This is a genomic window from Saccharothrix carnea (assembly GCF_003014735.1).
In the GTDB taxonomy this organism is placed as follows: domain Bacteria; phylum Actinomycetota; class Actinomycetes; order Mycobacteriales; family Pseudonocardiaceae; genus Actinosynnema; species Actinosynnema carneum.
In genome coordinates this window covers 93709-106140 of the sequence record NZ_PYAX01000016.1, presented here as the reverse complement: position 1 = coordinate 106140, position 12432 = coordinate 93709, and the positions used below count along the sequence as shown (strand labels likewise).

The window sequence follows — 12432 nt, the reverse complement described above, 5'->3', positions numbered from 1 at the left end:
CCGTCAGTCCGCGAGGGTGGCGATGTCGATGACGAACCGGTACCGGACGTCGGCGTCGAGCACGCGCTGCCACGCCTTGTTGACGTCCGCGGCGCGGATGACCTCGACCTCGGGGGTGATGCCGTGCTCGGCGCAGAAGTCGAGCATCTCCCGCGTCTCGGCGATACCGCCGATCGTCGACCCGGCGAACGAGCGGCGGTTCGCGAAGAGCGTGAACAGGGTCACCGGTACCTGCTCGGGCGGCGCGCCGACGTTCACGATCGTGCCGTCGAGGGCCAGCAGCTTGAGGTAGGCGTCGAAGTCGAGCGGCGCGCTGACGGTGTTGACGATCAGGTCGAAGGTGTTCGCCAGTCGCTCGAAGGTCGCCGGGTCACCGGTCGCGTGGTAGTGGTCGGCGCCGAACCGCAGCGCGTCCTCGCGCTTGCGCGGGCTCTGGGACAGCACGGTCACCTCGGCGCCCATCGCGTGCGCGAACTTGACGGCCATGTGGCCGAGCCCGCCCAGGCCGACGACGGCGACCTTCTTGCCGGGCCCGGCGTTCCAGTGCCGCAGCGGCGAGTAGGTGGTGATGCCCGCGCACAGCAGCGGTGCGGCCTTCTGGAACGGGATGGCGTCCGGGAGGCGCAGCACGAAGTGCTCGTCGACGACGATGTGGGTCGAGTAGCCGCCCTGGGTGACGCGGCCGTCGCGGTCGATCGCGTTGAAGGTGTCGGTGAACCCGCGCAGGCAGTACTGCTCCCGGCCCGAACGGCAGTTCGCGCACTCGCGGCAGGAGTCGACCATGCACCCCACTCCGACCCGGTCGCCGACCGCGTGCCCGGTGACCTCCGCCCCGACCTGGACGACGGTCCCGGCGATCTCGTGGCCGACCGTGAGCGGGTAGGTCACCGGACCCCAGTCGCCCCGGACGGTGTGGATGTCGGAGTGGCAGATCCCGGCCCAGGCGATCTCGACGAGCACGTCCTTCGGACCGACTGCACGTCGTTCGACCACACCGGGGACGAGCGGGTCCGTGGCCGAGATCGCGGTGTATGCGCGTGCGGAAATCATCAACGTCCTTCGTCACAGGGGTGGAGCAGCACCGGGGCGGTCGTTGTCCGACCCGGGCCTGGAGATATCAAAGCAGGACGTCGAGGGTGCACCGGCGTTCTACCGCTTGTCCGCGACCTTGATCTTCCCCTCGATGATCTGGGCCTTGAACCCTTCGAGGATGCCCTGCAACTCGGCGTCGATCCGACCGCCCGAGGTGGCGTAGCCGACACCGTTCACCTTGAGGTCGAAGACCTTCGGCAGGGACGCGAGGTCGTCGCTCGCGGCGGCCCGGACGAAGTCGTGGACCGCCACGTCGACGCGCTTGAGGCTCGACGCGACGATGACGTCCTTGGTGTCCGCGAGCGCGGGCTGGTGGTACTGGTCGGCGTCACAGCCGATCGCCAGCACACCCGCCTGCTTCACCGCGGAGAACACGCCGATGCCGGACGCGCCCGCGGCCGGGTAGAGGACGTCCGCGCCCTTCTCGATCAGGCCCTTCGCGGTCTCCAGGCCCTTCGCGGGGTCCTGGAAGCCGGTGAAGTCGGTGGCCGGCGTGATGTACTTCTTCTCGACCACGATGTTCGGCGCGGCGGCCTTCGCGCCCTGGACGTAACCGGCCTCGAACTTGTGGATCAGCGGGATGTCGACGCCGCCGACGAAACCGACGTGGCACTTCTTGCTCTGGTACGCGGCCACGACACCGGCCAGGAACGCGCCCTCCTGCTCGGCGAAGACCAGCGGCGTGACGTTGGCCGCGCCCTCCACCGCCGAGTCCACCAGGCCGAACTGGACGTCCGGGAACTCCGGCGCCACGACCCGCAGCGACTCGGTGTAGGCGAACCCGACCGCGACGATCGGGTCGAAGCCCTCGCGCGCGAGCTGGCGCAGGCGGGACTGCTTCACCGACTCGTCCTCGTTCGGGGCGGCGGAGAGCTCGCGGGTGTTCTCCTTCGCCACCCCCGTGTCCTTGATCACCCGGTCGAACCCGGCGGCGGCGAGGTCGTTGAACGACGCGTCACCACGACCACCGATGTCGTAGGCCAAGCCGATCTTCAGCCCGCTCGCGTCGATCTCCTCGCCGTCGACGGGCCGGTCGGTGGCGCTGCTGCCGGAACCGGCGGGCGCGCTGGGCGCCGGCGCGAACTCACAAGCGGCACCGGCGGAGGCGGACGACCCGGTGGTGCCCGCGCCGGAGTCCTTCGCGCAGGCGCTCACCACCATGAGGCTGGTCAACGCGATCGCGGCAACAGCGGTCCTGCACGTACGACGGCGCACGGCTCGTCCCCTCCCTGCTCGTCCGAGCAGACACTCCCCCGATGGCCGTATCAGGGCTGGCGCGACGGACCGTACCTGCTCGGCGCGCCCGTCCGGACGAACGCTCATCTGCTGGGAACGCGTCCACCGATGGCGGGGCTCGCCGAGGCGGGGTCAGCGGGCGCACGGTCCGGGCAGGCGGACACCCGCGGCGCGGAGCTTGGCCTCGACCAGGGCGAGTGCCCGGGCGGCGGCCGATCCCCGTTCTTCGCCGTGGTGGGCGATCAGCTCGTACCGGGTCGCGGTCTCGGTGCGGGCCCGCAGGCCGGTCACGATCCGCAGGTGCGCGGGGTTGGCGAGGAGGTGTTCGGCCATGTCGGTGGCCAGCCGGTCGACGCGCGGGTCGTCCGGCTCCCAGGCCGCGGCTTCGGCACCGCGTTTGACCAGGGCGACGAACCGGGCGTCGTGCAGGGCGTGGTCGACGTCGGTGAGGTAGTCGTCGAAGCCCTCCGGGACCAGGGCCTTGGCCAGCACCCAGCCGTCCCTGGTGGCCGCCACCTCGGCCGCGGGGAAGCCGAGGTCGGACATCCGCCGGAGCAGCGCCACGGCGCGGTCGGGCAGCAGCGCCCGGTCACCGTCCGCGAGCCGGTGCAGCGTGTCCCGCCGCTCGACCAGCTCCTCGATCCGCTCGGTGAGCTGCCGTGCCACGTCGGCGATCGCGGCGGCGAACCGCGCGGCGTCGGCGTCGAGCAGCGGCCCGATCCCGGCCAGCGGCACCCCGGCGGCGGCCAGCGTCCGGGCTTGGACCAGCCGGGACAACTCGGTCGACCCGTACCGGCGGTAGCCGGAGCTGTCGCGTTCCGGCTCCTCGACCAGACCGAGCTTGTGGTAGTGCCGCACGGTCTTCACCGTGACGCCGACGAACGCCGCCGCCTGCCCGATCGTCACCCCGGTCGTCATCCGCTCAGCCTGCCACCGGCCCGAACACCTCCGCGACGAGCCTGGCCTGGGCGCCGCGGAACGCGGTCGCGATGGCCAGGTCGGCGTCGTCGACGCAGTTCAGGGCGGCGGTCAGGGTCTTGCGGCCGTCAGGCGTGCTGTACATCAGCGCCGCGTGGCCGACCGCGGCGCCGTTGTGCGAGATGACCGTGCCGCCTTCGGTGGTCAGCACGAACACCCCGAGGCCGTAGTTCATGCCCGGGATGCCGGTCGGGTGCGGTGCGCACATCTCGGCCAGCAGCGGTGCGGGCAGCAGTTCGCCGCCCATCAGCGCCGAGATGAACGTGTGGAGGTCGCGGGTGGTCGAGATCATGTCGCCGCCGGTGGAGATCCAGGACGGGTTCTGGCGGGTGACGTCGATCGTCTTCCGCTCGCCGCCGTCCTCGTACCGGTAGTACGCGTGGGCGTGCGGCACGGGGATCTCCGGTGAGGCGTCCGGCACCACCGTGCCCGACAACCCGAGCGGTGCCAGGATCCGCTGCCGCATCTGCTCGGCGAACGGGCGTCCGGTGACCTCTTCGACCAGCAGTCGGGCCAGCACGTAGTTGGTGTTGGAGTAGCTCCAGCCCGTCCCCGGCTCGAACCGCGCCGGTCTGGCCGACGCCTCGCGCACCAGGTCGTCCGGCCGGTAGGTGTGGAACCGGAGGTCCACCCACTCCGCGGCTGAGGGTCCGTAGGGGATCGGGATGCCGGGCACGATCGTCCCGTCGTCGTAGACCTCGCCGCTGAAGTTGAACACGCCACTGGTGTGCTGCAACAACATCCGCACCGTGATCCGCTCGTCCAGGCCGAAGCCCGGCAGGTAGCGCGACATCGGGGCGTCCAGCACGATCCGGCCTTCGGCGACGAGTCGCAGCACGAGCGTCGCGGTGAAGGTCTTGGTGTTGCTGCCGATCCGGACGTGCCCGTCGATCGGCGGCTTGGCGGTCCCGCCGAGCTCGGCGGCTCCGGCGCTGCCGACCCACTCGCCCCGCTCGTCGTGCACGCGCAGCGTGATCCCGGTGAAGCCGGCCTCGACGATCTCCTCGATCGCCTTCCTCAGCTCCGGGCGGGCGTCGAGGGTCGTGGTGTTCTCGTGAGTCGTCCGGGCCATGGTGGATCTCTCCTCGGGTCTGCCGCGTGCGGTCGGCGTCGTGCCGCCGCGACGAGCTTCCGCCCTGACCCGAGGTCAACCTCAACCATGAGCCGGCTCACAGCCCGGACCGCCTCTCTGAGGCTTGGCCCAGTCGACGCGGGTCAACCGAGGGCGCGTTACGCCAGCCACCGCTCTGACCTGCACCTTTGCCGAGTGCCGGTTCCACGATCGGGTGATCATGCTTCCGGCTTCAAAGAACACGGTGTTATCATTCGTCTGAAACGTCGGGAGAAACAACAAGGCCCGCCTCGACCGGCCGCACGTCCCCAGAGCCCTCGGGGGCGTCGGAGCGGCCGACCCCCGGGCCGCCTCAGGACATCGGGGACGTTCGCAGGCCCGCGCTGACGCAGGCGTGCACGGCGCGCGCCAGCCTGGAGCCGTAGACGGACCGAGGGCCGCCGTAGCGGTCGAACGGGTCCGTGGTCGGGCAGAGCAGGATCGTGGCGTCCGTGGGGGTGCCGGTGCCGGGCAGGCCGGCTTCGCGCAGTGCCTGCGCCTTCGCCTCGGCCACCGTGGCGACGGCGTTGACGAGCGCGGCAGGCGTCAGCCGGAGCGGGAGCCAGGCGACGACATTGATGGTGCCCGGCAGCCAGGCCAGCTCCTCGTCCCCGGCCGCCCACGTGCAGTGGGCGCCGATCCGCGTGGTGGCGGTGACGGTCACGCCGCGGTCGGTCGTGGTCACCTGCCGGCGCACGTCGAGGGCGGTGAGCAGGCCGGTGCCGGTGCCGGTCAGGCCACACGCGGCGGCCAGTTCGGCCACGTGGTCGCCAGGGTCGTCGCGGCGGTAGTCGGAGCCCACGGTGGCGTTGAGGACCCATTCGCGTTCGCCGATGCCGCCGCCGTGCACGGCCGACGAGATGGCGAGCCACGGGCGGTCGGGGCGCCACAGCAGGAGCGGGCTGCCGGCGGCCAGGTGCAGCGAGGGTGTCACGACGTGCGGTTCGGGTGTCACGACGGGCGGTTCGGGATTCACGGCGCTCCCCCTGCTTGCTTGCGGAAGGCCAGGGAGGCGGCTGTGACGCACACCGCGGCGAACAGCGACAGGCCCACCAGGTAGCCGACGAGGCGCGGGTGCCAGCCGCCGAGCACCAGTTGGCGGGACGCCTCGTTGGCGTAGGTCAACGGGTTCAACCGGGCGACGGCGGCCATCCACCCGGGCATGGCGGCCAGCGGCACGAAGGCGTTGCTGGCCAACAACAACGGCAGCGCGGCGAAGCCGCTGACGGTGAAGAACGTGTTGTGCCCGGGACCGTGGTAGGCCAGCGCCAGGAAGACCGCGGTCAGCGCCACCGTGAGCAGCGCCGCCACCAGCGACACCAGCAGCAGCCCCGGGAAACCGGTGGCGACGCGCACGCCGAGGACGACGGCGACCAGCAGGATGAACGCGACCTGCACGCCGGTCACCACCACCTGGAACAGCAACCTGCTCAGCAGGACCGAACCGCGGTTGATCGGCATGCTGAGCAACTTGTGCAGGTAACCGGTTTCCTTGTCCCACAACAAAGGCACGGCGCCGCTGATCGCCGAGCCGATGACGGTGGACCCGATGACCCCCGGCAGGATGAACCCGGTGTAGTCGTCCGTGCCGACGGTGGCGTGGTCGACCAGCCCGCCGACGCCGAGCCCGAAGAACACCAACCAGAACGCCGGCTGGCACAGGGTGAGGACCAGGTGCGCCCGTTCCCGCACCAACTGGAGGTACCACCGGCGCAGCAGCGCCCGCAGCTCCTGCGCCCACTGGCCGAGCCGGGTGGCACGGGCCGGGCGCGCTCCGGAAGCGACCGTCACGGCGTGCTCCTCACGGGGTGCCCATCACTGCGCGCCCGCCGCGACATGACCGGTGAAGTGCACGAACACGTCGTCCAGCGTCGGCCGCTCGTAAGTCGCCCGGAGCACCGCCACGTCGTGCCGCCGCGCCTCGGCCATGACCGCGGGAAGCGCCGAGGGCGCGTCCGCGACGAACACCGACACGTCGGCGTCCACCACCTTCACCTGCCGCACCCACGGCAGGCCGGCGAGCGCCCGGCCCAACCGGTCCGGCTGCCGGGTCCGGACCACGACCACGTCCGCCCCGACCTTCCGCTTCAGCTCGGCCGGCGTGCCGGTGACCACTTCACGGCCCCGGTCCAGGATCGTCACGCGGTCGCACAGCGCGTCCGCCTCGTCGAGGTAGTTCGTGGCCAGCAGCACCGTGCCGCCGCCGTCGCGCAGCTGCCGGACGTGGTCCCAGACCTGCCGCCGGGACGGCACGTCCAGCCCCAGGGTCGGTTCGTCCAGGATCAGCACGTCGGGTCGGTGCAGCAGCCCGCAGGCGAGGTCCAACCGGCGTTGCAGGCCGCCGGAGTACTCCGACACGAGCCGGTCGGCGTCGGGCAGCAGGCCGAGCAGGTCCAGCACCTCGGTGACCCGCCGGTCCCGTTCCCGGCGCGGGATGTGGTGCAGGTCCGCCTCGATCTCCGCGCTCTCCCGGCCGGTGAGCAGGTGCCGGACCCCCTTCTCCTGCGGCACGTACCCGATGTGCCTGCGGGCGCGGGCCGGGTACCGCCGCACGTCCAGCCCGGCGACGCGGGCGCTGCCGGAGGTGGGTGCCAGCAGCGTGGTCAGCATCCGGATCGTGGTGGTCTTGCCCGCGCCGTTCGGTCCGAGCAACCCCATCACCTGACCGGTCGGCACCCGCAGGTCGAGGTCGCGCACCGCGTGGCGATCACCGAAGACCCGGCCGAGACCGGTCGTGGTGATCGCCTCGCCGGTCACGGGTTCGGCCACGTCGGCTTGCGGGAGTAGGCCATCATGCGGTCCCGGTCCGGGCCGTCGTACGTCGGCAGCAGTTCGCCGAACGGGGTGCCGACCAGCGGGTGGTCGGGGTCCTCCCACCAGCCGACCGGCGGTTGGCAGAACTGGTTGGTGTAGTGCGCGCGGAACTCCGCCGGCAGCGAGGAGAAGTGCGGCACCAGCAGCAGGTCCACCGCGGTGCGCCACGCGTCGGTGGTGTTCGGGTGGGTGGCGTGGATGACCCGGACGTCACCGATCACCAGGTCGCCGGGCTGGGCGAGCACGTCGACCTCGCCCGGCCACCGCTGGTGCGACGGCGAGTCGGCGGGTTGGCCCTCGATCTCCAGGGTGTGCGGCTCCGGGAGGTCGTGCAGCGGGTGGCGCGCGAGGTGGCTGCCCGGGATCGCCCGCAGGCAACCGTTCTCGGGCGTGGTGGGTTGCAGGTAGAGCATGCAGAACAGCTGGGTCGGCTCGGCGGTGTACGTGCGGGGCGTGCCCCAGGCCCACCAGTCCTGGTGCCACCACAGGCCCGGTGACCGCGGCGGTTTCGCGATCACGTAGCCGTTGATCCACTTCGGGTCGGTCATGCCCAGGCCGCGGAACGCCTCCCGCACGCCCGGTGACAGCAGGACCGCGACGAGTTCCGGGTCGTCGTAGCGCACCGGGATGAGGCTGCCGTGGTGGGAGAACCGCTCGAAGTGCTCGGGCCGCTCGGCGTCGAGCTTGCGCCGGGCCAGCTCCGCCAGCCCGTCCAGCTCGGCTCGGCCGAGCACCCCGGGCACCAGGCAGAAACCGTCCCGGGCCAGGTCCTCGACCGGTTCGGTGTCGGTCTTCGCGTCCATGCCGGATCCTCTCGCGGGGACGGGTCAGCGGGGTTTGCGCACCAGCAGCCGCCGGTAGGTCATGCGGTGGTCCCGGTACAGCTCGAGGGTGAGGTTCACCGCCGCGATGAACTGGTCGAGCATCAACTTCCCGTAGGCGGGCCGTCCGGGCAGGACGTGCGGGTCACCGGGCCAGTCGGCGAGCACCCTGGGCGCGAAGTAGCTGCGCATCTGGTGCTCGAAGTGCTCGGCCATGGGACCGCGGCCGATGTGCCCGAGGTCCAGGATCGCCTCGGCGGGCGGGAACCCCGCCGCGAGCAGTTCGTGCTCGATCCGGTCCGTGTGCGTGAAGTGCGGGTACCGGAAGTGGGCCGACAGCCGTTCGACGTCGCGGTCGTCGGCCAGCGGCGTGAGCATCCAGTCGTCCACCACGAACCGGCCGTCCGGCCGCAGCGCCTCGAACACGCGGGTGAACGCGGCCTGGTGGTCGGCCACCTGGTAGATCATGTTGATGCTGATCGCCACGTCGTACGGCCCGGGCGGCAGTTCGCGCTGGCAGTCGGCGACGTGCACGCGGACGGTCTCGCGGAACTGCGGGTGGCGTTCGGTGATCCGCCGGTGGGTGGTGGCGTGCGCGACGGAGTTCGTGACCGAGGTGACCCGCACTCCGTAGTGCTCGGCCAGCAGCCGGGCCGGGCCGCCCACGCCGCCCCCGATGTCGAGGACGTGCTCACCGGGGACGAGCCTGGCCAGGCTGCCCACGTCCAGCGTGTGGTCCCGCGAGCCGCGCCACCACTGCTCGCCGTCGGCCCACATCTCGGTGTCCGCGACCATCGGCGGGTGCAGCAGGTCCTTGGTGAAGTAGGCGTGCAGACCGGCGCCGGGGACGCCGACCTGCGCGCCGACGATGTCCGACGTGTAGTGCTCCTGGGGTGGGCTGGACGCGGTCATGCCCGGAACCCGAAGGTGGCGACGAACGCGAAGTCCGCCGCGGAGTTGCTCAGCCGCACGAGCAGGAAGTCGTCGTACAGGCCCGGCGGCACCTCGGTGTCCACCGCGACGCGCACCCCGAGGAACGCCGGGAAGGCGAGCCCGGACAGGTCGACCTCGACCTCTTTGACGTTGTCGTCGGCGCTGGTGAGGCGTTCGGCGGCCAGCACGGTGGGCACGCTGTGGTTCGGGTCGCCGGGGTCGGGCACGTAGGCGGTCACCGTGATCAGGTGGCCCGGGTAGCCCTGGAAGGTCTGCACGTCGCGGGTGCGCACGACCAGCGTCGTCGTGTCCGCCGCCGAGGGGTCGGTCTTGTCCAGCGTGAGGGGTAACTCCACGCCCAGGCCGCTGTAGGCGGCGTTGCCGTGGATGCCGGGCTCGTCGCCCAGGTGGATGCGACCTTGCCAGACGAGTTCTGCCTGCGGGCTCAACGCCACGGTGTCCTCCTGAAATCGTTGTCGTGGTCTTCAGGCCAATGCGCGCAGCAGGGCGGCGGCCTCGGCCGCGACCGCCGGGTCCGCGCTGTGCTCGGCGGTGACCTGCAACGCGCGTGCCGCGGCGGGGTCGTGGCGGCGGCCGGCGGCGATCGCTTCGCGTTCCCGCGCCACGTCGGCGCGCGGGTCGTAGGCGACGATGTCGAGCGGCAGTTCCCGCCAGTAGTGGGCCAGCGGGTCGTCGCGGCCCTGCCCCGGCCAGGTGCGGTAGACGTCGTCCCAGTCGCCGTCGTCGAGTTCGACGCAGTCGCGGCAGACCGGTTCGCTCAGCGGCTGGTAGCGGCAGTCGGCGGACAGCCGCAGGCCGCCGGTGTTGGGGCTGCCGCCGTGCACGGTGTGCGCGGTGAACACCAGGACGTCGCCGGGATTCATCGGTCCACTGTGGACCACATCGACGGGTACGTCGGTCTCCCAGCCGACGATCGTCCCGGCGCACAGCCGCAGGGGCAGCACGCCGTCGCGGTGGGACCGGGGCACGATCGCCAGGCCGCCGGTGTCCGGGGTGACCGGGGCGAGCGGTGTCCAGGCGGTGAGGGTGCGCGGGGAGCCCTGCACGCCCGGGTAGTCCTGGTGCCACCCGCTGACGACCGACGAGCGTTCGGGCGCGACGAACCGCAGCACCTTGCGGGGGTGGACGAGGACCGGTTCACCGAGGAGGGCTTCCAGCACGGTGAGCAGGGAGGTGGAGTGCAGCAGCGCGTGCAGGTCGCGCAGGCACCACATCGCCTTCTGGACGGCCTGGCGGGTAGGGCCGGGGCACCGGGCCACCGCCTCGACGTCGACGGCGGGCAGGTCCACCCCGGTCGGCTGCGAGGTGCCCGTTGTCGTCGCTTCGCGCAGCCAGCCGGCTTCGGCGGCGAGGGCCAGGACCTGGTGGCGCACCCGCGCGACCTCGGCCTCCGGCAGCACGTCGCGCAGGTAGAGGTAGCCGTCGTCGGCCAGGCGGCCGGCCAGCCGCGCGCGGTCCGCGAGCAGTTCCGTGGAGTCGGTGTAGGGCTGTTGTTCCACGAAGTCCTCCTCGGTGTCCCCGATGTGCGGTCCGGCGGGTCAACGGGCGCGGATGGGCACCACCAGCGGCCCGTCCCCGGTGTCGATCACCCGGACCCGGGCCTGGTAGTGGGTGGCGAGCGCGGCTTCGGTGATCACCTCGCGCGGTGTGCCGTCGGCCACCACGCGGCCACCGGCGAGCAGGACGACCCGGTCGGCGTAGGCGCCGGTGATCGACAGGTCGTGCATCGTGGTCAGCACGGTCAGCTCGTGGTCGCGGCGCAACGCGTCCACCAGGTCCAGGACTTCCTGCTGGTGGCCGATGTCCAGGGCGCTGGTCGGCTCGTCGAGCAGCAGCAGCCGTGCCTGCTGGGCCAGGGCGCGGGCCAGGAAGACCCGCTGCAGCTCGCCGCCCGACAACGTGGTCAGCACGCGGCCGGTGAAGGCGTGCAGCTCCAGCCGGACCAGCACGTCGTGCACCACGTCGAGGTCGGCGGCCGACTCCCGGCCGAACCGGGGGATGTGCGCGGTGCGCCCGAGCAGGACGTAGTCGAGCACCGTGACGCCCGGCGGCACGACCGGCGACTGGGCGACGGAGGCGACGAGGCGGGCCCGTTCGCGGTGGCGCATCCGGCGCACGTCCCGGCCCAGCAGGTACGCGTCACCGGTCGCCGGGACCAGGCCGGTGACCGCGCCGAGGAAGGTCGACTTGCCGGCGCCGTTCGGCCCGATGACCGTCACCCACTCCCCCGCGTGCACGACCAGGTCGACCCCGTCCAGGATGCGGTTGCCGCCCAGTTCCACCCGCAGGTCCCGGGTCTCGATCACCGGGTCGGCGGCGGTCACGAGCGGGCCACCGCGCTGGTGCGCAGCACGAGGACGAAGAACGGCGCGCCGAGGAACGCGGTGACCACCCCGATGGGCACCTCGGCTGGCGCGGCGGCGGTGCGGGCCACCAGGTCGGCCAGCACCAGGAACGCGCCGCCGACCAGCGCGGAGACCGGGAGGATGGTGCGGTAGCCGACGCCCGCGAGCAGGCGGACCGTGTGCGGCACGATGATGCCGACGAAACCGATCAGCCCCGACACCGAGACGGCCGCCGCCGTGCCCAGCGACGCCGCGGCGGTCAGCAGGTAGCGGGTGCGCTGCGGGTCGAGGCCGAGCGCGGAGGCCTCGGCGTCACCCACCGACAGCACGTCCAGGTCCCGCCGGTGCAGCAGCACCACCGCGGCGGTCACGACCGCGTAGGGCAGCACCAGCAGGACGTCGCGCCACCCCGCGGTGCCGAGCCTGCCCAACAGCCACGAGTAGACCTCGCGGATGGCGTCGGCGTCGCGTTGCATCAGGAACGTCTGGCCGGCCGCGAGGAACGCCGACACCGCGACACCCGACAGGATCAGGGTGGACGGCGCCCGGTCGCCGCCCCGTGACGCGAGGGCGTAGGTCATGGCGACGGCGGTGATCGCGCCGACGAACGCGGCCAGCGGGGTGGCGAACGGCAACGCGCCGGTGGCGGCCCCACCGCCGCTGCGGCGCAACGTGATCACCGCCGTGACGCCCAGGCCTGCGCCCGCCGCCACGCCCAGCAGGTGCGGGTCGGCCAGGGGGTTGCGGAACACACCCTGGTAGCAGGCACCGGCCAGCGCGAGCAGCCCGCCGACCAGCAGCCCGAGCACGACCCGGGGCAGCCTCAGCTCCAGCAGCAGCGCCTGTTGCCGTTCGGACAACCCGCTGTCCAGGTCGACCCACGGGAGCAGGCTCACCAGTTCCCGCGCCACGCCCGTCAGCGGCAGGGTGACCGGTCCGACGCTCACCCCGACGACCAGCGAGCCGACCACCGCGAGCAGGCCCACCACCAACCACACCGGCCGCAACCGCGCGGGCCGCAGCGGGACGCGGACCGGTACCTGCCGCGCAGGGGCGTCGCGGTCGGCGGGTTTCACCACGG

Annotated in this window: 13 protein-coding genes; all 13 read right to left on the bottom strand. The window is 72.2% G+C overall.

Annotated features, from left to right (window positions below; genetic code table 11):
* Nucleotides 1–3 precede the first annotated feature (3 nt).
* Nucleotides 4–1050 (bottom strand): NAD(P)-dependent alcohol dehydrogenase, encoded by a 1047-nt coding sequence (locus tag B0I31_RS33540; protein WP_106619417.1) that lies wholly within the window; start codon nt 1048–1050, stop codon nt 4–6.
* 99 nt (nt 1051–1149) lie between these two features.
* Complete coding sequence (locus B0I31_RS33535; protein WP_245950625.1) at nt 1150–2253, bottom strand: BMP family lipoprotein; 1104 nt, start codon at nt 2251–2253, stop codon at nt 1150–1152.
* Between the two features lie 207 nt (nt 2254–2460).
* Nucleotides 2461–3246: a MerR family transcriptional regulator gene (locus tag B0I31_RS33530; protein WP_106619415.1), complete on the bottom strand. Its 786-nt coding sequence runs from the start codon at nt 3244–3246 to the stop codon at nt 2461–2463.
* A 4-nt stretch (nt 3247–3250) separates the two neighbouring features.
* A complete protein-coding gene (locus tag B0I31_RS33525) occupies nt 3251–4378 on the bottom strand; it encodes a serine hydrolase domain-containing protein (RefSeq protein WP_106619414.1) in 1128 nt (375 codons plus the stop codon).
* A 352-nt stretch (nt 4379–4730) separates the two neighbouring features.
* Nucleotides 4731–5393, bottom strand: coding sequence for an adenosylcobinamide amidohydrolase (locus B0I31_RS33520; RefSeq protein ID WP_245950615.1), 663 nt, complete (start codon nt 5391–5393; stop codon nt 4731–4733).
* Nucleotides 5390–6208, bottom strand: a complete 819-nt coding sequence (locus tag B0I31_RS33515; protein ID WP_106619413.1) for an ABC transporter permease — start codon at nt 6206–6208, stop codon at nt 5390–5392. The genes B0I31_RS33520 and B0I31_RS33515 overlap by 4 nt, the downstream gene beginning before the upstream one ends.
* Before the next feature lie 24 nt (nt 6209–6232).
* Complete coding sequence (locus B0I31_RS33510) at nt 6233–7186, bottom strand: ATP-binding cassette domain-containing protein (RefSeq protein WP_181320662.1); 954 nt, start codon at nt 7184–7186, stop codon at nt 6233–6235.
* Nucleotides 7171–8034, bottom strand: coding sequence for a phytanoyl-CoA dioxygenase family protein (locus B0I31_RS33505; protein ID WP_106619412.1), 864 nt, complete (start codon nt 8032–8034; stop codon nt 7171–7173). The genes B0I31_RS33510 and B0I31_RS33505 overlap by 16 nt, the downstream gene beginning before the upstream one ends.
* A gap of 24 nt (nt 8035–8058) precedes the next feature.
* On the bottom strand, nt 8059–8964 hold the full coding sequence (locus B0I31_RS33500; RefSeq protein ID WP_106619411.1) for an SAM-dependent methyltransferase: 906 nt from the start codon (nt 8962–8964) through the stop codon (nt 8059–8061).
* Nucleotides 8961–9440 carry a hypothetical protein gene (locus B0I31_RS33495; RefSeq protein WP_219910923.1) on the bottom strand — a complete coding sequence of 160 codons (480 nt, stop codon included), beginning with the start codon at nt 9438–9440 and terminating at the stop codon, nt 8961–8963. Before B0I31_RS33495 ends, B0I31_RS33500 begins: the two co-directional genes overlap by 4 nt.
* 30 nt (nt 9441–9470) lie before the next feature.
* Nucleotides 9471–10505, bottom strand: coding sequence for a phytanoyl-CoA dioxygenase family protein (locus B0I31_RS33490; RefSeq protein WP_181320660.1), 1035 nt, complete (start codon nt 10503–10505; stop codon nt 9471–9473).
* A gap of 39 nt (nt 10506–10544) precedes the next feature.
* The gene (locus B0I31_RS33485) at nt 10545–11330 is read right to left on the bottom strand and encodes an ABC transporter ATP-binding protein (protein WP_245950614.1); all 786 of its coding nucleotides are present in this window, start codon (nt 11328–11330) and stop codon (nt 10545–10547) included.
* Nucleotides 11327–12430, bottom strand: coding sequence for a FecCD family ABC transporter permease (locus B0I31_RS33480; RefSeq protein WP_342751526.1), 1104 nt, complete (start codon nt 12428–12430; stop codon nt 11327–11329). Before B0I31_RS33480 ends, B0I31_RS33485 begins: the two co-directional genes overlap by 4 nt.
* Between the last annotated feature and the right edge of the window lie 2 nt (nt 12431–12432).

Bases quoted from the DNA above. Each gene is read 5' to 3' on its own strand.
- B0I31_RS33505 (WP_106619412.1), bottom strand. From the start codon at position 8,034: ATGGACGCGAAGACCGACACCGAACCGGTCGAGGACCTGGCCCGGGAC.
- B0I31_RS33530 (WP_106619415.1), bottom strand. From the start codon at position 3,246: ATGACGACCGGGGTGACGATCGGGCAGGCGGCGGCGTTCGTCGGCGTC.
- B0I31_RS33535 (WP_245950625.1), bottom strand. From the start codon at position 2,253: ATGGTGGTGAGCGCCTGCGCGAAGGACTCCGGCGCGGGCACCACCGGG.
- B0I31_RS33525 (WP_106619414.1), bottom strand. From the start codon at position 4,378: ATGGCCCGGACGACTCACGAGAACACCACGACCCTCGACGCCCGCCCG.
- B0I31_RS33540 (WP_106619417.1), bottom strand. From the start codon at position 1,050: ATGATTTCCGCACGCGCATACACCGCGATCTCGGCCACGGACCCGCTC.
- B0I31_RS33500 (WP_106619411.1), bottom strand. From the start codon at position 8,964: ATGACCGCGTCCAGCCCACCCCAGGAGCACTACACGTCGGACATCGTC.